The sequence below is a fragment of the Pustulibacterium marinum genome (assembly GCF_900116665.1).
GTDB lineage: Bacteria > Bacteroidota > Bacteroidia > Flavobacteriales > Flavobacteriaceae > Pustulibacterium > Pustulibacterium marinum.
The window spans coordinates 15,491-39,221 of sequence record NZ_FPBK01000008.1 but is presented as its reverse complement, the minus strand read 5'-3'; the positions used below and the strand labels follow the sequence as shown (position 1 = coordinate 39,221).

At 35.0% G+C, this 23,731-nt stretch carries 19 protein-coding genes; 18 read left to right on the top strand and 1 reads right to left on the bottom strand.

Features of this window, described 5'->3' with window-relative positions:
• The 9 genes from queG to BM383_RS11335 all read left to right on the top strand — a co-directional run bounded on the left by queG (position 1) and on the right by BM383_RS11335 (position 15,905).
• Positions 1 to 927, top strand: a complete 927-nt coding sequence (queG, locus tag BM383_RS11375) for a tRNA epoxyqueuosine(34) reductase QueG (protein ID WP_093025266.1) — start codon at positions 1 to 3, stop codon at positions 925 to 927.
• Positions 928 to 1,020: 93 nt separating this feature from the next.
• Positions 1,021 to 3,297 (top strand): NADP-dependent malic enzyme, encoded by a 2,277-nt coding sequence (locus BM383_RS11370; RefSeq protein WP_093025265.1) that lies wholly within the window; start codon positions 1,021 to 1,023, stop codon positions 3,295 to 3,297.
• A gap of 82 nt (positions 3,298 to 3,379) precedes the next feature.
• Positions 3,380 to 3,961: a Holliday junction branch migration protein RuvA gene (gene ruvA / locus BM383_RS11365; protein WP_093025264.1), complete on the top strand. Its 582-nt coding sequence runs from the start codon at positions 3,380 to 3,382 to the stop codon at positions 3,959 to 3,961.
• Positions 3,962 to 4,032: 71 nt separating this feature from the next.
• Complete coding sequence (gene sov / locus BM383_RS11360) at positions 4,033 to 11,178, top strand: T9SS outer membrane translocon Sov/SprA (RefSeq protein ID WP_449421148.1); 7,146 nt, start codon at positions 4,033 to 4,035, stop codon at positions 11,176 to 11,178.
• A 68-nt stretch (positions 11,179 to 11,246) separates the two neighbouring features.
• A complete protein-coding gene (gene gcvH / locus BM383_RS11355) occupies positions 11,247 to 11,627 on the top strand; it encodes a glycine cleavage system protein GcvH (protein ID WP_093025262.1) in 381 nt (126 codons plus the stop codon).
• Positions 11,620 to 11,994 carry a VanZ family protein gene (locus BM383_RS19060; RefSeq protein ID WP_093025261.1) on the top strand — a complete coding sequence of 125 codons (375 nt, stop codon included), beginning with the start codon at positions 11,620 to 11,622 and terminating at the stop codon, positions 11,992 to 11,994. Before gcvH ends, BM383_RS19060 begins: the two co-directional genes overlap by 8 nt.
• Positions 11,995 to 12,054: 60 nt before the next feature.
• Positions 12,055 to 12,777: an energy transducer TonB gene (locus BM383_RS11345; protein ID WP_093025260.1), complete on the top strand. Its 723-nt coding sequence runs from the start codon at positions 12,055 to 12,057 to the stop codon at positions 12,775 to 12,777.
• Between the two features lie 100 nt (positions 12,778 to 12,877).
• Entirely contained in the window at positions 12,878 to 13,693 is an 816-nt protein-coding gene (locus tag BM383_RS11340; protein ID WP_093025259.1) for an energy transducer TonB, read from the top strand.
• Positions 13,694 to 13,775: 82 nt separating this feature from the next.
• The gene (locus BM383_RS11335) at positions 13,776 to 15,905 is read left to right on the top strand and encodes a gliding motility protein RemB (RefSeq protein ID WP_093025258.1); all 2,130 of its coding nucleotides are present in this window, start codon (positions 13,776 to 13,778) and stop codon (positions 15,903 to 15,905) included.
• Here BM383_RS11335 and BM383_RS11330 read toward each other — a convergent pair.
• Entirely contained in the window at positions 15,902 to 17,014 is a 1,113-nt protein-coding gene (locus BM383_RS11330; RefSeq protein ID WP_093025257.1) for a DUF2891 domain-containing protein, read from the bottom strand. The genes BM383_RS11335 and BM383_RS11330 overlap by 4 nt on opposite strands.
• Before the next feature lie 184 nt (positions 17,015 to 17,198).
• Here BM383_RS11330 and cyoE point away from each other — a divergent pair, with 184 nt between their 5' ends.
• The 9 genes from cyoE to BM383_RS11285 all read left to right on the top strand — a co-directional run bounded on the left by cyoE (position 17,199) and on the right by BM383_RS11285 (position 23,729).
• The gene (gene cyoE / locus BM383_RS11325) at positions 17,199 to 18,107 is read left to right on the top strand and encodes a heme o synthase (RefSeq protein ID WP_093025256.1); all 909 of its coding nucleotides are present in this window, start codon (positions 17,199 to 17,201) and stop codon (positions 18,105 to 18,107) included.
• The gene (locus tag BM383_RS11320) at positions 18,104 to 18,688 is read left to right on the top strand and encodes a cytochrome c oxidase subunit 3 (RefSeq protein WP_317040079.1); all 585 of its coding nucleotides are present in this window, start codon (positions 18,104 to 18,106) and stop codon (positions 18,686 to 18,688) included. Before cyoE ends, BM383_RS11320 begins: the two co-directional genes overlap by 4 nt.
• A 49-nt stretch (positions 18,689 to 18,737) precedes the next feature.
• Positions 18,738 to 19,709, top strand: a complete 972-nt coding sequence (locus BM383_RS11315; protein WP_093025255.1) for a cytochrome c oxidase subunit 3 — start codon at positions 18,738 to 18,740, stop codon at positions 19,707 to 19,709.
• A 22-nt stretch (positions 19,710 to 19,731) separates the two neighbouring features.
• Positions 19,732 to 20,118: a cytochrome C oxidase subunit IV family protein gene (locus BM383_RS11310; protein WP_093025254.1), complete on the top strand. Its 387-nt coding sequence runs from the start codon at positions 19,732 to 19,734 to the stop codon at positions 20,116 to 20,118.
• Positions 20,119 to 20,189: 71 nt separating this feature from the next.
• Positions 20,190 to 20,867: a hypothetical protein gene (locus tag BM383_RS11305; protein WP_093025253.1), complete on the top strand. Its 678-nt coding sequence runs from the start codon at positions 20,190 to 20,192 to the stop codon at positions 20,865 to 20,867.
• Positions 20,857 to 21,534, top strand: a complete 678-nt coding sequence (locus tag BM383_RS11300) for an SCO family protein (protein ID WP_093025252.1) — start codon at positions 20,857 to 20,859, stop codon at positions 21,532 to 21,534. Before BM383_RS11305 ends, BM383_RS11300 begins: the two co-directional genes overlap by 11 nt.
• Positions 21,535 to 21,549: 15 nt before the next feature.
• Positions 21,550 to 22,092 (top strand): DUF420 domain-containing protein, encoded by a 543-nt coding sequence (locus BM383_RS11295; protein ID WP_093025251.1) that lies wholly within the window; start codon positions 21,550 to 21,552, stop codon positions 22,090 to 22,092.
• 1 nt (position 22,093) lies between these two features.
• The gene (locus BM383_RS11290) at positions 22,094 to 22,312 is read left to right on the top strand and encodes a hypothetical protein (RefSeq protein ID WP_093025250.1); all 219 of its coding nucleotides are present in this window, start codon (positions 22,094 to 22,096) and stop codon (positions 22,310 to 22,312) included.
• Positions 22,313 to 22,391: 79 nt separating this feature from the next.
• Positions 22,392 to 23,729, top strand: coding sequence for a TolC family protein (locus BM383_RS11285; RefSeq protein ID WP_093025249.1), 1,338 nt, complete (start codon positions 22,392 to 22,394; stop codon positions 23,727 to 23,729).
• Positions 23,730 to 23,731: the final 2 nt, after the last annotated feature.

Here is a 23,731-nt window from a genome sequence, read left to right as displayed (position 1 = left end):
TTGAATTCAAACACAACTAAATATACACAGTTTATAAAAGCCAAAGCCAAAGAGCTTGGGTTTTTGTCATGCGGAATTTCAAAAGCAGATTTTCTAGAGGAAGAAGCGCCTCGGTTAGAAAAATGGCTGAACGAAGGCCGAAATGGCAAAATGCAGTATATGGAAAATCATTTTGATAAGCGATTGGATCCACGTTTACTGGTAGACGATGCAAAGTCGGTGATTTCCTTATTATTGAACTATTATCCTTCGGAAACTCAAAATCCAAATGCGCCAAAAATTTCAAAATACGCATACGGAACGGATTATCATTTTGTAATCAAAGACAAGCTAAAAATATTGTTAGAAGCTATTCAAGAAGAAATTGGCGAAGTAGGCGGAAGAGCTTTCGTAGATTCAGCTCCGGTGCTAGATAAAGCGTGGGCTGCTAAAAGCGGATTGGGTTGGATTGGTAAAAATGCCAATTTGCTAGCCAAGCAAACCGGTTCTTTCTTTTTTATAGCAGAATTAATTGTAGATCTTCCTTTGGAGTACGATGGTCCTACAACAGATCATTGTGGCTCTTGCACAGCTTGTATAGATGCTTGCCCAACGCAGGCCATTGTAGAACCTTATGTGGTAGATGGTAGCAAGTGTATTTCTTACCTCACAATAGAATTGAAAGAAAATATTCCAACTGAATTCAAAGGAAAAATGGATGATTGGATGTTTGGCTGCGATGTTTGCCAAGATGTGTGTCCATGGAATAGATTTTCCAAAGCGCATACTGAGCCATTATTCCATCCAAACCCTGAATTGCTTGAAATGGATTACAAAGATTGGCAAGAACTCACCCAAGAAACCTTTAGCAAAGTTTTTAAAAAATCAGCTGTAAAGCGAACTAAGTTCGCAGGATTGAATAGAAATATTAAATTTTTAAAAGAATAATATCTTTTCATAGTTTTTGTTGAATATAACAAAAATCATGTGATTCTTTTTTGCAATACTTCTATCTTTGTTTAGATCGCTTAAAAAAAGATTATGAGTAAAAAGCAAAGCAGAAGAAGAGAGGCTTTGGTATATCATGCCAAGCCACAGCCCGGAAAAATCAAAATAGTTCCTACAAAACCCTACGCTACGCAACGCGATTTAGCGCTGGCATATTCGCCTGGTGTTGCAGAACCTTGTTTAGAAATTCATAAAGACACTAAGAATGTTTATAAATACACGGCCAAAGGAAATTTGGTTGCTGTAATTTCAAATGGTACTGCTGTTTTAGGTTTAGGAGATATTGGGCCGGAAGCTGCAAAACCGGTTATGGAAGGTAAAGGATTGCTTTTTAAAATCTTTGCAGATATAGACGGAATAGATATAGAACTAGATACCAAAGATGTAGATAAGTTCATAGAAACCGTAAAGATTATAGCACCAACTTTTGGAGGAATCAATTTAGAAGATATTAAGGCTCCGGAAGCTTTTGAAATAGAAAGAAGATTAAAAGAGGAATTGGATATTCCCGTAATGCATGATGATCAACACGGAACTGCAATTATTTCTGCTGCAGCTTTATTAAATGCTTTGGAATTGGCAGAAAAGAAGATTGAAGATGTGAAAATCGTGGTAAGTGGAGCAGGTGCGGCAGCAGTTTCTTGTACACGTCTTTACAAATCTTTTGGAGCGAGTGCAGAAAATATTGTAATGCTAGATAGTCGTGGCGTTATTAGAAAAGATAGAGAAAACTTAACAGAGCAAAAACTTGAATTTGCTACGGATAGAAAGATAGATACATTAGAAGAAGCCATGGTAGATGCTGATGTGTTTATCGGGCTTTCTATTGCAGATATTGTTTCTCCAGATATGTTAAGTTCCATGGCAGAAAATCCTATTGTTTTTGCGATGGCAAATCCAAATCCAGAGATTGATTATGATTTGGCTATTGATACTCGTAAAGATATTATTATGGCTACAGGTAGATCAGATCATCCAAATCAGGTGAACAATGTTCTTGGTTTTCCGTTCATTTTCCGTGGTGCATTAGATGTGAAGGCTACCAAAATCAATGAAGAAATGAAACAAGCTGCGGTAAAAGCGTTGGCTGAATTGGCAAAAGAACCGGTTCCTGAGCAGGTGAATATTGCCTATGGAGAAACCAGAATGACGTTTAACAGAGAATATATCATCCCAAAACCATTTGATCCTAGGTTAATTGCAAAAATACCGCCTGCAGTAGCAAAAGCTGCAATGGAAAGTGGAGTGGCAACAGATGAAATTCTTGATTGGGACAAGTATGAAGAAGAATTGTTACAGCGTTTAGGAAACGATAATAAAATTGTAAGAATGTTGCATACCCGTGCAAAAAGTAATCCTAAGCGTGTGGTTTTTGCAGAAGCAGATCAATTAGATGTTTTAAAAGCTGCTCAAATTATAAATGATGAAGGCATTGGTATTCCAGTTTTACTAGGAAATAAAGAACGTATTTTAGCCTTAAAAGAAGAGTTAGAGTTTGATGCAGACATCGTCATTTTAGATCCAAAAACAGAAGAATTGGCCGACCTGCGTGCTAAATATGCTAAAGATTTTTGGGAAAGCAGAAAACGCAAAGGAGTTACATTTTATGATGCTGAAAGCAAAATGAAAGAGCGTAACTATTTTGCGGCAATGATGGTAAATGAAGGTGATGCCGATGCTTTGGTTACCGGATATTCTAGAAATTATCCTTCTGTAGTAAAACCCGTTTTAGAAGCTATTGGAAAAGAAGAGGGGGTTACCAAAGTGGCAGCGACCAATTTAATGCTTACAGACCGTGGGCCAATGTTTCTTTCAGATACCGCAATTAATATCAATCCAAATGCAGAAGAACTTACCGAGATTTCTGTAATGACGGCACGCGTTGCTAAATTGTTTGGTTTGGAACCTGTTATGGCAATGTTATCTTATGCCAATTTTGGTTCTTCAGATAATGAAAGCGCTAAGAAGATAAGAATGGCGCTTAAAACATTACATGCAGAACATCCAGATTTAATTGTAGACGGTGAAGTGCAATCAGATTTTGCTCTTAATAGAGAAATGATGATGGATAAGTTTTCGTTTTCAAAATTGGCTGGTAAAAAAGTAAATGCATTAATTTTTCCAAACCTAGATTCCGCAAATATTACCTATAAGTTAATGAAGGAATTAAATGGAGCAGAGTCTATTGGACCAATGCTTATGGGAGTTAAAAAACCAGTTCACGTGTTTCAGTTAGGAGCAAGTGTAAATGAAATGGTAAACATGGCTGCCGTTGCTGTAGTAGATGCACAGGAAAAAAGCAAAAAGTAAGCTTGGTGAGCCTAATAATGTTAAGGTAAATTGCTTTGTAAATAATTTTATTACTTTTGGGGGCTTAACAGTTGTTTAACAAATGATAACCCATATACAAGGTAGACTTATAGAAAAAAATCCAACTCATGTGGTCATAGATTGCCACGGGGTTGGATATTTTATTAATATATCTCTCAATACATTTTCCAGAATAGGAACTGATGAAAATCTAAGGCTCTTTACGCATTTACAGGTCAAGGAAGATGCGCATACGCTATACGGTTTTTACACTGTTGCAGAGAGAGAAATTTTCAGATTGCTTATTTCAGTTTCAGGAATAGGTCCGGGAACAGCAAGAACTATGCTTTCATCGCTTACAGCAACCGAGGTGAAAAATGCAATTGCAGTTGGTGATGTAGCTGTTATCCAAAGTGTAAAAGGAATTGGAGTAAAAACAGCACAACGCGTAATTCTAGATTTGAAGGATAAAGTTCTTAAAATTCATGATGTTGAAGATATTAACACTTTACCAAACAATACGAATAAAGATGAAGCGTTATCAGCATTAGAAGTTCTTGGTTTTGTTAGAAAACAGGCTGAGAAAGTTGTCAATAAAATTCTAGCAAAAGAACCTAACCTAAGTGTTGAAGAAATTATTAAAGAAGCACTGAAGAATTTATAATGACCTATAAACAACCAACCAATTATTCTGTCTCATGGCTGTATAATGCCTTGAAGTTAGCAGGAGTGTTCATGGCATTCTTATGTACGGGAACGCTTTATGCTCAGGAACCTGAAGGTGAAAATGAAGAAGAAGAAAATCAGTCAGCAGGATATTCGGTAGGTCAATTAGCGTTGCCCAATCCTACAAGTATTGCTAATTTATATACTTATGACCCTACATTGGATAGGTATATTTACAACCAGACTCTAGGTGACTATAATATAAACTATCCCGTTTTTTTAACTCCGGAAGAATATCAGAATTTAATTGAGCAAGAAAGTATGAAAGCATACTTTAAGCAAAAGATTAAAGCTGTTGATGGAAAAACACAAGAAGGCGAAGAAGGGCAGAAGGATTTGCTACCAAGTTTTTATGTAAACAATAACTTTTTTGAATCAATCTTTGGTGGCAACACCATTTCGGTGGTTCCTACGGGAACCGTTGGTGTTTCTATGGGTGTGCAGTATCAAAAGACTGACAATCCATCGCTTTCACCTAGAAACAGAAGTTCTTTAAGTTTAGATTTTGATCAATCTATTCGTGTGGGATTACAGGGGAAAGTTGGTGAGCGTTTGAATGTAAATGCAAACTATGATACCGATGCTACGTTTGATTTTCAAAATCTAATAAAATTAGAATACACGCCAAACGAAGATGATTGGCTTCGAAAAATAGAAGTTGGTAATGTTAGTTTTCCTCTAAATAGTAGCCTAATCAAAGGAGCACAAAGTTTGTTTGGTGTTAAAACGCAATTACAGTTTGGTAGAACCACTATTACAGGGATTTTTTCCGAGCAAAAATCACAAACAAAAACAGTTACGGCTCAAGCGGGAGGTACTATTAGTGAGTTTGAGTTAGATGCTTTGGATTATGAAGCGAACAAACACTATTTTCTTGCTCAGTACTTCCGTGATACCTATGATTATAACTTAGAGTTATATCCGCTTATTAGGGGAAATGTTCAGATTACCAGAATTGAAGTTTGGGTAACCAATAGAAGTCAACAAACAGACAATGTACGTAATATTGTAGCTATTCAGGATTTGGGAGAATACCAGTCAAGTGATGAAAACACTCGTTTTGAACGTCAAAACTATAGTTATTCCGGTTTCTTCAACACCAATCCTGGTTTTTCAAATGCATTACCACGAAATGGAGCCAATGATTATGATCCTACAGCCATTGGAGGTTCGGGTGTGTTGAATAGTGCCATTAGAGACGTGGCCACTGTTCAAAATGGTTTTGGATCACTACAAACTTTTGTTTCTCAAGGGTTAGATTATAGTATGCTAGAGAGTGCGCAAAAGTTAACTCAAGGTTCAGATTATACATTGAACACGCAGTTGGGATATATCTCTTTGATTCAGCCGTTAAGTAACGACGAAGTTTTGGGAGTTGCATTTCAGTATACCTATAATGGACAAGTGTATCAAGTGGGGGAGTTTGCCAATGACGGTGTAGATGCTACAACAACCACTACAGATGAAGATGGTGCTGTAACATCGGTAACCAACAATAACTTGGTGGTTAAAATGCTGAAGAGTAACATTACGCGTGTGAAGGATCCTATTTGGGATTTGATGATGAAAAATATTTATTCCACAGGTGCTTATAGCTTAAGTGAAGATGATTTCCGAATGAGTATTTTGTATACAGATCCTTCACCGGTAAATTATATTTCACCTGTAGATGAAGCATCATGGCCGGAAGGTTTAGAGGAGAAAACCTTATTGAATCTTTTTGATGTTGATAGATTGAATACATACGGCGATCCACAAACAGGAGGTGATGGTTATTACGATTTTCAGGATGGAATTACGATAGATCGTGCAAATGGTAAAATCATTTTTACAAAAGTGGAACCATTTGGTGAGTATTTATATGATTTGCTAGGAGGTGGCGATGATTATGATGATGATATCGCATACGAAACTACATTGAATGCAAACCAGGCAAAATATGTATTTCGTGAAATGTATAAGGAAACTAAGGCTTCAGCAACAGAAGATGCAGATAAAAACAAATTCCGTTTGGATGGACGATATAAGTCAGAAGGTTCTTCCGGTATTCAATTGGGAGCCTACAACATTCCTAGAGGTTCTGTAACCGTAACCGCAGATGGAAGAACCTTAACAGAAGGAATAGATTATACCGTAAATTATCAAGCTGGTACGGTTCAAATTTTAGATCCTACTCTGGAAGCTTCTGGAGCAAATATTCAGGTAGATGTTGAAAATAATTCTTTATTCGGACAGCAGACTACAAGATATTCTGGTGTAAATGTAGAGCATAAGTTTAGTGATAATTTTATCTTGGGAGGTACATTAATTAATCTTAATGAACGTCCGTTAACTCAAAAAACAAATTATGGTCAAGAATCGGTAAATAATACCATGTATGGTATGAATGCAACATATTCTACCGAAGTTCCATTTTTGACACGTTTGGTAAACAAATTACCAAATATTGATACAGATGCGCCTTCAAACATTTCCTTCCGAGGAGAGTTTGCGTACCTTCATGCAGGAACCAATAAAAATGCAAATTTTGATGGTGAAACTACTGCTTACGTAGATGATTTTGAAGGAGCTCAAACAAGTATAGATATTAGTGGAGCTACCTCTTGGTTTTTGTCAAGTCCGCCAATAAATTATGGAGGAGAAATGAGTAACGATGATTTGGAAGCAGGCTATAAAAGAGCAAAATTGGCTTGGTATACCATTGATCCTATTTTCTATACAAATCAAAGACCTACAGGAATTACAAATGATGACATCTCGCTGAATTCCACACGTAGGGTTTATATAGATGAAATATTTCCGGAACAAGATGTAGCGCAGGGACAAAGTACAGTTCAGAGTACTTTAGATTTAGCATATTTCCCAGAAGAGAAAGGACCTTATAATGATAATCCATCTTTTGAAACCACTGGTCCAGATGATAAATTTGGGGGAATCATTAGATCTATATCAACTACAGATTTTCAACAAGCGAATGTAGAATATATTCAATTTTGGGTTTTAGATCCTTATTACCAAGACGGGCCACTTGCAGGAGAAGAAGGGGAATTAGTTTTTAACCTTGGACAAATTTCTGAAGATGTACTTAAAGATGGTAGAAAACTATATGAGAATGGATTGAATGATGGGTTAGAAAATTCTACTTCCTGGGGTAAAACGCCGCAGTCACAATCTTTGGTATATGCGTTTAGCGATGTAGAATCTGAAAGAACAGCACAAGATGTTGGTTTGGATGGGGTAAGTGATGCTGAAGAAGCTTTGTATTACCCAAACTCAGCAACCGTAAATCCTTCAGATCCGGCAGGAGATAATTATGAATATTATTTAGGAGCAGATGGTGGAGTTTTAGATAGATATTACAACTATAACGGTACAGAAGGAAATTCTCCTATTACCACGAATGATAATGACCAAGGATCCACTACCATTCCAGATGTAGAGGATGTGAATAGAGATAATACTATGAATACTATCAATAGCTATTATGCGTATTCTATTCCAATAAAACCTAATATTACCATTAATGACGAGTTTGTTACAGATATTCGTGAGGTAGATGTTACTGCACCAAACAGTAGTACCTATTCGGTAAGATGGATTCAATATAAGATTCCGATTGATGAGCCTTCAGAAAGTATTGGTGATATTGAGAATTTTAACTCAATTACCCATATTCGTATGTATTTGTCAGGTTTTCAGGACGATTTGGTATTGCGTTTTGGTACGTTAGATTTGATTCGTGGAGATTGGCGTTCGTATACAAGTACCTTGGAGACAAATGAAGATGATCCCGATGATGATATTACTTCAACAGAAGTAAATACCGTAAATATTCTTGAGAATGAACAAAGAGAGCCAATACCTTATGTGATGCCTCCGGGAGTTCAGCGTGAGCAATTGAACAATAATAATACAGTAGTTCGTCAAAATGAACAATCACTATCTTTTACAGTGTGTGATTTGGAACCTTTAGATTCTAGAGGTGTTTATAAAAATGTGAATGTAGATTTCCGTCAGTACAAAAAGCTAAAAATGTTTATGCATGCCGAGGAATCAAATAACATTCCTCTTGGTGATAATGAAATGGTTGGTTTCATTAGAATTGGTACAGATTTTACAAGTAATTATTATCAAATTGAAGTGCCATTGCAAGTAACAGCTGCAAACTCTACTACTGCAGAACTCATTTGGCCTGAAGAAAATAATCTAGAAGTAGCCTTAGAAACATTAACGTCAATGAAGTCTACAGGAATTGCAGATGGAACGCTTTCTGAAATAGTTTTTTACGATGAAGATTTAAATGTTATTGATGAAGAAGAGCCTTATACTTCTGGAGTAATGCGTTACGCTATGAAAGGTAATCCTTCGCTGGCAAGTATTCGTGTTTTAATGGTGGGAGTTAAAAATGCTTCAACAACTACAATGTCTTGTGGTGAGGTTTGGTTTAACGAGTTTCGTTTAGCAGAGATGGACAGCGAAGGTGGTTGGGCTACTGTAGGTCAGTTTGATGCAAATCTTGCAGATTTTGCAGATGTTTCTGCGACAGGTTCTATAACCACTGTAGGTTTTGGTAATATTGACGATGCTCCAACAGAAAGAAGTTTGGATGATACCAAACAATTTTCATTGGTGACTAATGTGAATTTAGGGCAATTGCTTCCAAAAAATTGGGGTATTTATGTGCCGTTTAACTTTAGTCATTCTGAAGAAATTATAACTCCTGAATATGATGCGTATTACGAAGATTTGAAGCTTCAAGATCGTATTGATGCCGCGGATACACAGGATGAAAAAGATCAAATTCTAGAGCAATCTCAAGATTATACCAAAAGGCAAAGTATCAATTTTATAGGTGTTCGAAAAAATAGAGGAGCGGAGCAAACGCCACATTTTTATGATGTAGAAAACTTTACGTTGAATCAGTCTTACACAGAGGTAAAGCATAGAGATTATGAGTTGCAGTTCTACAAAGATCAATATACTCGTAGTGAAGCAATTTATAATTACAGTTTTCAGCCACTAAAAGTAGAGCCATTTAAAAATTCCGATTCTTTGTTTAATGGAGATTACTGGAAATGGTTGAAAGATTTTAATTTTAATCTTTTACCGCAAAACGTTTCTGTTTCTTCCAGTATTGAGCGAACCTTAAATCAACAACAGTTTAGAAATGTTTCGCTAACCGAAGGTAGTTTGGAGCCAAACTTAATTCAGCAAAGAAACTATTTGTTTGATTGGCAATACACCATAAATCATCAAATAACACAATCTCTAAATTTAAATTTTTCAGCCTCTAATAACAACATCGTTAAAAATTATTTTCAGACAGATGTAAATGGAAATTATCTATTAGATGATGAAGGAAATCCTTTGGTAGATGAAACGCAGAGTGTTTGGAATGGGTATTGGAATACAGGAGAACCCAATCACCATGCGCAGTTATTGCAGTTAAATTATACGGTTCCGTTTAGTAAAGTGCCTTTGTTGGCGTTTGTAAATGCAAGTTATCAATTTACTGGAGAATTTGATTGGCAGAGGGGGTCAGATGTAATTGAGCAAGCGGCAGGAGAACAAATCAATACCATTCAGAACGCAAATACGCATTCCATTAATGCAGGCTTTAATATGGAACGTTTGTACCGTTATTTAGGACTGCAACAAAAGAAACAAAGAAAAACAACAAGACCAAGAAGTGCTGGTGGACCTCCAGGTAGAGGAGGAGAAAGACCGGAAGAGCAAGAAGAACAAACCGAAGAGAAATCCAATGCTTTCTCAAATGGTTTAGTAGGTTTGGTTACCATGGTAAAGAAAATGAATTTAACCTATTCAGAAAACAATGGTAAAGTACTTCCGGGTTATACAAATAGCATTGGTTTTGTAGGTACATTAAAACCTTCTCTAGGTTTTATCTTTGGTAGTCAAGCTGATGTTCGTTATGAAGCGGCAAAGAATGGTTGGCTTACAACTTACAGTGAATACAATGAGCAGTACCAACAACTGCATGGTTCTACGGTGAATTTTACTGCGGAAGTTGAGCCACTTTCAGATTTAACCATTAGTTTATCTGCAAATAGACAATATTCTGAAAGTTATACAGAAACATTTAATGTAGAAGATATCAATGCAGACGGAACGTTAGATTACAATCTGCAGATTGGAAATACATACGGTAACTACAGTATATCAAATAATATGATAGCTACTGCTTTCCAAAAATCGGGACAAGCATTTTCACAAACTTTTGAGAACTTCAAGGCAGATAGATTGGTGGTAGCTCAAAGATTAGCCGATCAGTTTTACGGTACAGGTAACTACGATGTAGATGATGATGGTTATCCGTTAGGTTTCGGTAAAACAAGTCAAAAAGTAGTAATGCCGGCTTTCTTGGCAGCTTATACCGGGCAAAATGCTAGTAAAGTAAGTACGGGTGTATTTAGAAATATACCAATACCTGGTTGGACACTGAAGTTTACAGGTTTAATGAAATTTGAATGGTTTAAAGATAAGTTTCGTAGATTCTCTATATCCAATGGATATAGGTCTAGTTATACCTTGAATCAATTCACCTCAAATTTAGATTATTCAGCTCCGTTATTAGGGGTTGATTATGATAGCCAACCAGATGAGTCATTGAACTCTGGCGGGAATTTTAAAAGCGAATTACTGTATACCAATGTGAATTTAGTAGAACAGTTCAATCCGCTTGTTCGTGTGGATTTCGAAATGAAAAATTCGGTTAATGTTACTGCAGAAATGCGTAAGAATAGATCGTTGTCGCTGAGTTTAGATAATAATCTTTTAACAGATTTAACGGGTAATGATTATGTTCTTGGTCTTGGTTATCGTATGAAAAATATACGAATGACTACTAGAATTGGAGGTAAAAAACAGACGTTTAGTGGAGATTTGAATTTAAAGGCAGATATTACAATGAGTGATAACATTACTGTAATACGAAGTTTAGATATAGATAATAATCAAGTGACAGCTGGGCAAACAGTTTGGTCGGCAAAATTCACAGCAGATTATGCGCTTACCAAAAACATCAATATGCAGTTTTATTACGATCATACGTTTTCCAAATTTGCCATATCTACAGCCTATCCACAAACTACAATTAGATCAGGATTTAGTGTGATCTATAATTTTGGAAACTAATTAATTTTTTATCTTAGAAATAAAAATTATTTTTGACTTCTCTAATAACTAATTAATTTATTAAAAGAATGAACATACCTGCTGATTTAAAGTATACCAAAGATCACGAATGGGTGAAAATTGAAGGTGATATCGCCATTATTGGGATTACAGATTTTGCTCAAAGTGAACTAGGAGATATAGTGTATGTAGAAGTAGAAACTCTTGACGAAACACTTGACCAAGAAGAGGTGTTTGGAACCGTAGAAGCCGTTAAGACAGTTTCAGATTTGTTTATGCCTTTAAGTGGAGAAGTTACAGAATTCAATGAAACTCTTGAAGAAGAGCCAGAATTGGTAAACTCAGATCCATATGAAAAAGGATGGATGATAAAAATTAAATTTTCTGAAGAATCACAATTAGATGATCTTTTAACAGCAGAAGCTTACAAAGAATTAATAGGTGCTTAAGCATAAATATTTAATATTATCAATAGGCTGGGTATGTTTTATAACATATCTCAGCCTTTTTAATTTAAGTGATGCGCCAAAGGTTGAAATAGATAATTTTGACAAGTACGTTCATACCACTTTTCACTTTATAAATACATTGCTAGTGTACCTTTTCATAAAATATGAATTGGATAGTAAATGGATCAAACATTGTTTGATTTTGGCTATGTTTGTAGATGTTGTTTATGGAGTGGTTATAGAAGTTCTACAAGGAACACTTACCACAACCAGGCATATGGATTATATGGATGTTCTTTTTAATACTCTTGGCACAATTCTTGCTTCGTTAGTAGTGAAATTTATAATTGAAAAAGCTAAGCGTTAAAAGGTTTTTTTAATTGAAATAAATATTTAAATTAGCAAACGTAAAATTTTAACAAACATTATGGAACTTAAGAAAAACCCAAAAGCCGATCTTAACAGGAACATAAGCCTGTTTTTTGCAATTGGTTTGGCGTTAATTAGCGGGTTATGTTGGGCTGCCATTGAATTCAAGACCTACGATAAAGTAGAAAAACTTGATTATACGATGGATCTTCAAGATGATCTTGACGAGGACGTGCCAGTGACAATGCAATTAACTACACCGCCACCTCCACCACCTCCACCGCCACCAGCACCGGAAGTTATTGAAGTTGTTGAAGATGATGAGGAAATCGAAGAAGTTGAGATTGAATCTACTGAAACAACTAAAGAAGAGGTAATCAAAGAAGTTGAGGAAATTGAAGAAGTAGCAGAGGAAGAGCCTATCGTAACAGATGTTCCTTTTACTGTTATTGAAGATAAGCCTATGTTCCCTGGATGTGAAAAGAAACCTAAAAGTAAACAAGCAGAGTGTTTCAAAGAAAAATTGGATGCTCACGTAAGAAAGACTTTTCAATATCCTGAAATTGCACAGGAAATGGGAATTCAAGGAAGAGTTTACGTAAACTTTAGAATTAATAAAGACGGTACCATTAGTGTAATTGGAACTAGAGGTCCAGATAAAAACTTGGAAAAAGAAGCTACTCGTATTATTGAAAAACTTCCTAAGTTAATTCCAGGTAAACAAAGAGGTAAGCCAACGCCAGTAACGTTTGCATATCCAATTGTATTTAGATTGAACTAAATCAAGATTATATATTAAAAAGCCCGAGCAATGCTCGGGCTTTTTGTTTTTGGTACGCTTATTGTTTTCGTAAGATTATTAACATTAAAAATTTATCATTATGAAAAACAAGACTTTTAAGTTTTTTGGTCGCGGCAACGACCAAAATCAAAATCACGTACCAAGTAAGTATGATGCAAATCTACGAAAAAACGGTTTCCTCAATTTTCAAGTTGGCTTAATTTTAAGTTTGCTCATGGTTTATGGAATGTTCCAAATTAATTTTCCAGAAAATGAAGATGATATCGCTGTAAATATTGAAAGACGTGCAGATGTTGATGAATCTGATATTCCTGTATTTAAAATTGTACCAAATGAACCTAAAGCAACTCAGCCTGTTGTTCAACAACAAACGGTATCACAACCTGTGGTTGATATTTTTGATATTGTTGACGATGAAGATCCGGTTGAGGAGATTACTGCTGAATTAAAAGGGAATGAAGATGATAAAAATGAACCTGTATCAATAAGCTCGTTGTATAGCGATAAGGGGGAGGATGAATTGGATGAAATGCCTGAATTTTTAGATATAAATGCTGTAGAGTTTGTTCCAGTATTTCCAGGTTGTGAGAAGTTAGCAACTAATGAGGAGAAAACGGCGTGCTTAGCTACAAAGATAAGTAGGGTGATTCAAAGAAATTTTAATACACAAATTGCTTCAGATTATGGTTTGAGTGGTAAGCAACGTATTTATGTTCAATTTAAGATTGATAAACATGGTAATGTGACAGATATTCAATCAAGGGCAGCTGTCAATGCTTTAGAAAAGGAGGCGAATAGAGTTATTGATAAATTACCTCAAATGACGCCGGGTAAGCAGCGTAATCAAAATGTAGCTGTTCGCTATAGTATTCCCATCATTTTTGATGTTAAATAGAATTTAAATCCGCTTCGGCGGATTTTTTTTATCCCTGATTTAAAAAATGCTATCTTTCCGTCATAAATAATGTTTTTGTCTTATGAAGACTCTAAAGTTAACTAGCCTTTTACTTTTATTTGTTTGTTTTTCTTTTGGACAAACAATTCAAAATACTTCAGAAGTATATCCAAGTTTTAAAGAGTGTGATTCTACGGTATTCATGCAGAGCTGTTTTAATAGTACTTTACTAGCTAAAATAAAGGAGAGTTTTCATAAGCCTTCAGGTGTAGATTCTACAAAAGTTTATCCAATAGGTATACTATTTGAAGTTTCAGAAGAAGGAGCTTTCAAGTTGGTTTATATAGATACAGCAGAAGAATCTTTAAAGTCTGAAATGCAAAATGTTTTTGCTACATTGGATAATATACAGCCTGCTACATATAACGGTGAACCAACATATATGCAGTTTTCTTTACAGTTGAAATATCCATTTTCAAAAATGAATACTTCTAATTTAGAAGAGCCATCTGATATGATTTCGTCTGAAAGAAAAAGAAGTGTAGTAGTTACAGATTCTTTGGATGCGTTTGCAAAATTAGATGCAACAAATGAATATGATGCTTTCAAGAAAAGTACTTATGTAAATAAAGAATTTGAAAGTAACCTAAATGTGCCTTTTCAGCATCAACGGTATGCTATTTTTGATGCTGCCATGAATGCTGTGGGGACTAATTCTCATACGGCTTCAAAACCATTTTTATATAATGAAGTGCAGCAGTATTATGATTTTGAAGGCTATACGAACTCTCTATTGCAAGATCGAAAAACATGGTTCGGACGTAAATTTTGGAATGAGCATTTTGCAACTATAAGAGGAAAAGATTATTGGATAGATTTTGATATCGTGGCCGATCTTCGGGTTGGGAAAGATACAGAAAGCGGAATCAATACCTATAATAATACGAGAGCAGTGCAGGTGCAAGGTGGGATTGGAAAAAACCTAGCCTTTTATACTACTTTTTATGAGAGTCAAGGACGTTTTGCCGGTTATTTTAATGACTATGCAGAGAGCATGGCTCCAGACGGTGGAAACCCGGCTATAATTCCAGGGCGTGGAATAGCTAAAGCTTACGGAGAAGATGGTTATGATTATCCGGTTGCAGAAGCTTATTTATCCTATTCTCCAAGTAAGCATTTTAATTTTCAGTTTGGTAATGGTAAGAATTTTATTGGAGATGGATATCGTTCTTTATTAACCAGTGATGTAGCAAGTCCTTATCCGTTTTTCAAAATCAATACTACCTTTTGGAAATTGAAATATACCAATACTTGGATGTGGTTAAAAGATGTTAGGCCAGAGGTTACTGAAGATGGTGCTTTTCTTACGAAATTTATGGCTACACATTATTTAAGTTGGAATGTTTCTAAACGATTAAACTTAGGATTCTTCGAGTCCGTAATCTGGAATGATGATAACAATAGAGGTTTTGATGTAGCTAATTTAAATCCGGTTATATTTTACAGAGCAATAGAATTTAATGCGGGTTCACGTTCCGGAAATGCCTTAATGGGATTAACCGGTAAATACAAATTAAATAATAGTGTGAACTTATATGGGCAATTCATTTTAGATGAACTTTCAACAGGTGATTTTACAGGTGGAGAAAAAAGTTGGAAAAATAAATATGGTTTTCAGTTAGGAGCTAAGTATTACAATGCTTTTAAAGTGAAAGATCTTTTGTTGCAATTTGAATATAACCAAGTACGTCCATACACCTATGCGCATAGATATCCTAGGTATAATTACGGACACAATAATCAATCAATGGCACATTTATGGGGTGCCAATTTTAGAGAGATGATTGCTATAGCAAATTATAGAAAAGGACGCTGGTTTGGCTATGGAAAACTTACATATGGTCAAAGAGGATTAGATTTCAATACTACTGAAGATAGCTATAGTTATGGTGGAGATATTTACAGAAGCTATGACGATAGAACTGCAGATGTTGGAATAGAAATGCTTCAGGGTAATAAAACGAGTATTTTTATTACCGAATTACAAGCTGGTTACGTTATAAATCCTGTAACCAACTTGCGATTATACGGTAATGTGCTTTTGAGAAATTTTGATCCAACTGCGGAGACCGAAACTACATTTAAACAAAGTACAGTTTGGTTTTCTCTTGGTTTTAGAACAGACTTATTTAATTGGTATAACGATTTTTAAATTTTACTTCCTTCTATTAAAGCATACAGTGCAAAGGTTCCTAGCCAATGGCTGCCTTCGTAGGTATCACCATTTAAGTTGTCAATAGCGTTTTTAATATGGTTATTAGCAACAGGGATTAAATGATTGTAATCCTCTCCTAAAGTGTTTGCAATACCGTATAAACACCAAGCTCTGCTGTAATTTAGTCCATCCAAATGAACTAAATGCCCGTCAGATCTATCACCTACAATTCCAGTAGCTAATTGATAATCTTTGTTTTTCATTTCCGGAAGAAAGTTTTCAAACCAAATTTTGAATTTGTCTTTTGATAAAATTTTACGCATCAGGTCTGCTTCTTCCAAACAAGGAGAAAGAAAATCGCTTCCTCCAGGTTCCCATGAAATAGGGCAGTCAGCATCATTTTTGAAAAATCGATCAGCTGTTTTTTCAATTAACGTTTTTAATTCATTATTTTTTTCGTTCAATGCATAATCATATGCTAATCTTAAACCAAATGCGGTATTCGTATGTGTACCAACTCTGGTTGGGTACTGCAATTTTGGTAAATAATCAAGATAGCGTTGCACAACAATTTCTGTAAGCGGTTGTAGCGTTTCATGAAGTTGATTCAACTCTTCTATGTTTGAAGTTTTTAAGGCTTCGGAAAGTTTTAATAGCCAAGCCCATCCATAAGTTCTTTCAAAACTGTATTCATTAGATCTGTTGAAATAGGTTATTTCGCCGGCTATCTTATCTTCCGAAATGCTATTTTTTAATATTGAAATAAGTGTGTCTTTGTTTTTGATATCGGGGAAATTGTTTAGTACGGCTGCGATGGACCAATGACCGTGAACGGATGAATGCCAGTCAAAACATCCGTAAAAAGCTGGGTGGAGTTGAGAAGGACTTCCTAAGTCTTCAGCATTTCTAAGAGATTGACTTGTTTTATTAGGGAATTCGGTAGTTATGCAAGTAATTGGTAATTGTGAAATTTTATATGCTTCTTCCATAGAAAGTTGAAAGGCTTGTTCTTTCTGAACATCATTTATAGTTTTTGGTTGTTTTTCTGATTTGTTCTCAGAACAGGAAACTGTAGCGAGTAATGCGAGTAAAATAAGTTTCTTCATGTTAGTATTTTTTCAAATATACATGAATTTGAAGATTCAATTTTCTAAGAATTGTTTTAAAAAAATGAGTAAAATCATTGTGGTTAATTGTTAAACCTATTTTTCGTCCAGAAAAAAGATGGATAATACATTGCGCAAAACTTATCTGGCGGTTATCTTTGCGGCCACAATCATGTAAATCTTGATGAAGACAGCATTGAATACTATTTCTAAATCCAATTCTTTTTCCATAGCTTTTGAAGATTTCAAGCAACTTACCAAAGTTGGTTTGGCTGCGAGTGTCGTGTTTTCTTCAGTTGCTGGTTATCTTTTGGGAGCAGAAACGATTTCTATTTATACGTTATTATTGTTGGCTCTTGGAGGATATTTTATGGTTGGGGCTTCAAATGCTTTTAATCAAGTGATTGAAAAGGATTTGGATGCTTTGATGAAAAGAACACAGAACAGACCTTTACCTGCAGGTAGGGTTTCCGTTCCTGTAGCAATGTTTATTGCTATTGCTTTTACCATTTTAGGAGTAATTACTTTGTATTATGTGAATCCTAAAACAGCAATGTTTGGTGCTATTTCCATCTTTTTATATGCTTGTGTTTACACGCCTCTAAAAACAAAAACACCGCTTGCTGTTTTCGTGGGTGCTTTTCCTGGTGCTATTCCTTTCATGTTAGGTTGGGTAGCAGCCACTAATAATTTTGGTATAGAGCCTGGAATGTTGTTCATGATTCAGTTTTTCTGGCAGTTTCCTCATTTTTGGGCAATTGGTTGGGTGCTTCATGACGATTATAAGAAAGGTGGGTTTAATCTGCTTCCAACAGGAGAAAGAGATAAAGGAACAGCAATGCAAATTATCATGTATACATTTTGGATGATGATTACAGCAATTTTTCCGGTAACGGGATTAACAGGAGACTTGCATCTTTCAGTAGTTGCAGCAGTGTTAATTACGTTATGTGGGATAGGAATGTTGTTGTTCGCATTCAAATTATACCATAAGAGAGATAACAAATCTGCAAGAAATTTAATGCTTGCGAGTGTTACCTATATAACTTTAATACAAATAATTTACGTAGCCGATAAATTTATTGCAGGATGATGATGGATTTAACTCAGGGAACCGAAACCCAAAAAATTGCCAGAGCAAAAAAAATGATGCTATGGTTTGCAATAATTAGTTTGTTCATGATGTTTGCAGGATTAACCAGTGCATATCTTGTAAGTAGTGAGCGAAAAGACTGGTTGACTTCTTTTCAAATTCCATCGTTATTTTTGGTGAGTACTGCAATGATATTAATCAGTAGTATTACCATGCATTTAGCATGGACCGGACTTTCAAAAGGAAATAGAAGTTCTACAAGTCTATTTTTAGGGTTAACCTTGTTATTAGGAATAGGATTTATAGTGTGTCAATTTTTAGGTTTTCAGGAACTTATAGCGCAGGGGTATTTCTTTACGGGACCAGCGAGTAATGTGACCACTTCGTTTGTATATTTAATTGCAGTTTTGCACATATTACACGTTGTGGCGGGCCTTATAGTCCTTTTAGTTGTAATTTATAATCATTATAAACAGCGATACCAAAACGGTCAAACCCTTGGATTTGAACTAGGTGTTACTTTTTGGCACTTTTTAGATGTTTTATGGTTGATGCTGATTTCTTTTTTCTATTTCGTTTAAATGGAAAAAAATGTAAATTTGAGAAATTTTTAACACAGATATACTTTATATGGAAGCTACTGTTACACATGCAGATACAGAAGGTAAAGTTTGGAGCGGCGGTAATAAGCCGTTAAATGCAAGTTACGGTAAAATGATGATGTGGTTTTTCATCGTTTCCGATGCTTTGACTTTCTCGGGCTTTTTAGCAGCCTACGGTTTTTCTAGGTTTAAGTTCATGAACACTTGGCCAATTGCCGATGAAGTGTTTACTCACTTCCCTTTTATGCATGGTCATAAGTTGCCAATGTACTACGTCGCATTGATGACTTTTATTTTGATTATGTCTTCTGTTACTATGGTTTTGGCAGTAGATGCAGGACACAAACTTAAGCAGACAAGAGTTGCTTGGTATATGTTTGCTACTATTGTTGGAGGTTTAGCATTCGTTGGATCTCAGGCTTGGGAATGGAGCACTTTTATTCGTGGAGAATATGGAGCTGTAGAAACTACAGGTGGTAGTATTCTTCAATTTGTAAATGCAAAAACAGGAGAGCAAGTTGCGTTATCAGAATTTGTTCATGCTGAAGCAGCAGAAACTGAGGAGCCAGGAGATTTATGGTTCTTGAGCCAAAACTCTCAAGCAGATTATACAGTTGCTGAAGTTCAGGAAGCTTTTGAAGCAGATGCCAATGTTTTGGTAAGACTTCAAGATCTTGATGAGAATGGTAAAAAGACTATTCTTAATAGAGCTGAGTCTATCGAAAAATTAGAAGGTGCTAAATATATAGTACAAGGTGCAAACCTTCATAGAAATGAGTATGGAAGCAAATTATTTGCAGACTTCTTTTTCTTTATTACAGGTTTCCACGGTTTTCACGTATTTTCTGGAGTTGTGCTTAACATCATCATCTTTACAAATGTAATTGTAGGTACATATGAGAAAAGAAAGAGCTACGAAATGGTAGAAAAAGTTGGTCTTTACTGGCACTTTGTAGATTTAGTATGGGTGTTTGTATTTACATTCTTCTACCTTGTTTAATTAAAATATCAAGTTTACAATCATGGGACACGATACACATAAATTAGAAATATTCAGAGGAACTGTTAAGTTCAAGTCTAACGTTCAAAAGATATGGGGAGTTTTAATCTTCTTATCTATCGTTACAACAGTTGAAGTTGTACTTGGTATTTACAAGCCAGACTTTTTAATGAGTTCAAAAGTTTTTGGCATGCGTTTACTTAACTGGATATTCATTATTCTTACAATAGTAAAAGCTTACTATATTGCTTGGGACTTTATGCACCTTAGAGATGAAAAACCAAGTTTTAAATACTCTTTGGTAATTCCGTTAGTAATTTTAATTCCTTACTTAGCATTTATTTTGTTAACTGAAGGAGATTACATTTTTGAAGTTTACCAAAACGGATTTATTAAATGGGATTTTTAATAAGTTAAGAATATAGGAAAGGCGGTTTTTTAACCGCCTTTTTTTATTTTTGTACTGTTTTAAAATGATGTATGAAAAAGAAATTAATTTTAGGGTCGTTATTTGTAATTCCTGTAACATTTTTATTTCTCATGCTTTCTTCAAAGCATTACTACACGCCTTTAGATGTAGTTAAACAAAATGTGCCGGAGCTAACTGATTTTCATCAAGAATATGATACAGCAAATGTGTATTTGAAAGATCATATTTCGGTTTTAATGATGTTCAATGAAGATCCTTTGAAACACATCCCGGAAATTTCAAATCTTAATGAGAAAGCTTATAAATGGGCAAAAGGATTTAGAGATTTCCAAGTGATATTTGTAGTTCCAAAAAAGTATGAACCTTCCGAGGAAGCTATTCGTAGTAAAATTGGAGAGTATGTAGATTTGAAATATTGGCGTTTTGTTTTTGCAGATGAGCAAACCGTAAATACCTATTTTCAAAAGTTCAAAGGAAGTATCAATTCTTCTACAATGGCAATGAACAACCATTTCTATATAATTGATAAGGAAATGAATTTAAGAGGTCGATTAGATGATGAGGACGAAGGGAAGTTGTATGGTTACAACGCAGAGAATTTAGCGGAGTTACAAAAGAAAGTTACAGAAGATCTTAGAATTTTGTTTCAGGAATACCGTGATAAAAGAAATGGAAAATTTGATTCAGATCAAAGAAGATTAAAAGAATTAAGTGGAGATGAAGGATAAAAAATATGTTATTGGATTAATAATTATTGTTTTGATTTTTGGTTTTCTAACAGTAAGAATGATTTCTAAAAAAGTTCAAAACGATACCATTGTAGATGATGATCGTCACATGGTGGGGATGGAAGATTATATAGAAATGACAACTATGGGTAAAGCGCCTGAGTTTAGTTTTACCGATCAGAATGGAAACACCATCACCAATAAAGATTATGAGGGGAAAGTGTATGTGTTAGAGTTTTTCTTTGCAACATGTCCTTCCATTTGTCCTGTGATGAATCAGAATTTGATAAAAATTCAGAATGAATTTATTACGAAAAAGAATTTTGGAATCGCTTCTATAACCATTAATCCTGAAAACGATACTCCAGAGGTTTTAAAAAATTATGCAGATAAGTACGGAGTTAAAAATCCAAACTGGCATTTTCTTACAGGAGATCGAGATGATATTTTTGAGTTAGCCAATTCAGGTTTCAATATTTATGTTGGAGAGGGTGATGTTTCCAATGGAGGTTTTGAGCATTCAGGGCTATTTGCGTTGATTGATAAGAACGGAAATATTGTAAGTCGTAAAGATAAATATGGAAATCCTATTGTATATTACGACGGTCTAGAAGACGACGGAATTAGAGATTTAATGAACGATATAGCTATAGAGTTAAGAAAATAATACGAGTTACAAAAAATGGAAGCACAAGGAACTGTAGAAAAAAAATATAATAAGTGGATTATTGCCCTGTCGGTAATTATTCCAATTGCAGTAGCAATTTTATTCACAATAAAGTTAGCCGATTTTGGCTTAGATGTAGAGCCTTTTTATTTTTTACCTCCAATTTATGCAGGTATCAATGCCGCAACTGCTATTTTATTGGTAGTCGCTTTTTTGGCAATCAAGAATAAGAATGTAAAATTACATGAAAATTTGATGAAGGTTTGTATTGGGCTTTCGCTTGTTTTTCTTGTGATGTATGTTGCGTATCACATGAGTGCAGATTCTACTCCATACGGTGGAGAAGGAGCTTCTAAGTATATTTACTATGTGATTCTTATTACACACATTCTTTTATCCATTGCAATAATTCCATTGGTTTTGATTTCGTATGTAAGAGCGTTGGCAGAGCGTTTTGATAAACACAGAAAAATTGCAAAAATTACGTTTCCTATTTGGCTGTATGTAGCAACTACTGGTGTAGTGGTTTATTTTATGATTGCTCCGTATTATGGGTAGTATGAATCAGAAAATAAAATACATCTTATCCGTAGCTTTTGTGTGTTTCTTTGTTTTGCAAGGATCCGCGCAATGTGCTATGTGTAGAGCGGTTTTAGAAAATGGTGATGATACCAGTCAGGCAGAAGCAATCAATAACGGAATTGTATATCTTATGGCGGTTCCTTACGTTCTAGTAGCAGGCGTTGTCTTCATAATTTATAGAAAATTCAGAAATTAAGATTTATTTGTAACAAAAAGTATAAATGCTAGTCTAATGCAACTGAAGAATCATTCAAAAAACATTAGACCTATTATTTATGCAATACGCTATACAATTTAAAAGAAGTGTATTTCTACTTTGTCTTTTTGCGATTTCATTTGTAAACGCACAAGAAAAGAAATGGACATTGGTAGAATGTGTAAACTACGCACTTGAGAATAATATTTCTGTAAAGCAATCTACTTTAGATTTAGAAACTACCGATGTAGATATTTTATCTGCAAAAGGAAACTTTCTTCCATCATTAAGTGCTTCAGGTAGCTACAGTTCTAACACCGGTGCCAACCAAGATCCAACTACAAATACCATTATTAATCAAACTTTTGCTTCGTTTTCAGCAAACGTAGGAGGTGGTGTAAATTTATTCTCAGGACTTTCGGCATGGAAAAATTTTCAAAGAGCAAAGCTGAATAAAATTGCAAGTCAATATGCTTTAGACGGTATGAAAGACGATGTGGTTTTAATGGTAGCCAATGCGTACCTTCAAATTTTGTTCAATAAAGAACAGTTGAAAGTTTTAAAAGCACAAAATCAATTAACCAAGGAAAATATCGAAAGAACTCAAGAGTTGATCAATGCCGGTTCTTTACCAGCAGGGGATATTTATGAGTTACAAGCTACCGACGCTTCGCAAGAGCAAGCTATTATCAGTTCAGAAAATGCATTGTTGATTTCCCGAGTTGGTTTGGCTCAAACCTTATTAGTAAAGGATTATATGAATTTTGACATTGCCGATGAAGAGTTTGATGTTCCGGAAGATGCTGATGTTTTAACCAAATCACCACAACAGATTTCTGAGAAGGCAAAAGAGGTTTTGAATACACTTAAAATTGCTGAAGCGAATCTTGATGTTGCTGAAAAAGATGTTGAAGTTGCTAGATCAGGATATTATCCTTCTCTTTCTGCCTTTGCAAATTACAATACCAGATGGTCAGAAAGTCCCTATTTTTCATTTCGTGAGCAATTGTATTTGTTTGACGGTCTTTCGGTAGGGTTGCAACTAAGTGTTCCTATTTTAAATGGGTTTAATACAAGAGCACAAGTTCAAAGAAGTAAAATAAATGTGCTTAGAGCGGAGTATACTTTGGAGCAAAGTGAATTAGATCTTGAAAAAAATGTTTATCAAGCCTATATGGATGCTTCTAATGCAAGAAAATTATACGAGGCTTCTTTGAAAACATTGGAAGCGCGCCAACAAGCATATAATTTTTCTACAGAAAGATTCAATGTTGGACTTCTTAATTCTTATGATTTCAATCAATCAAAAACCGAATTCGAAAGTGCACAGTCTGATGTTGTGCAAAATAAATACGACTATATTTTTAAACTTAAAGTACTAGAATTCTATTTTGGCATTCCAATAACTGCCAATTAATC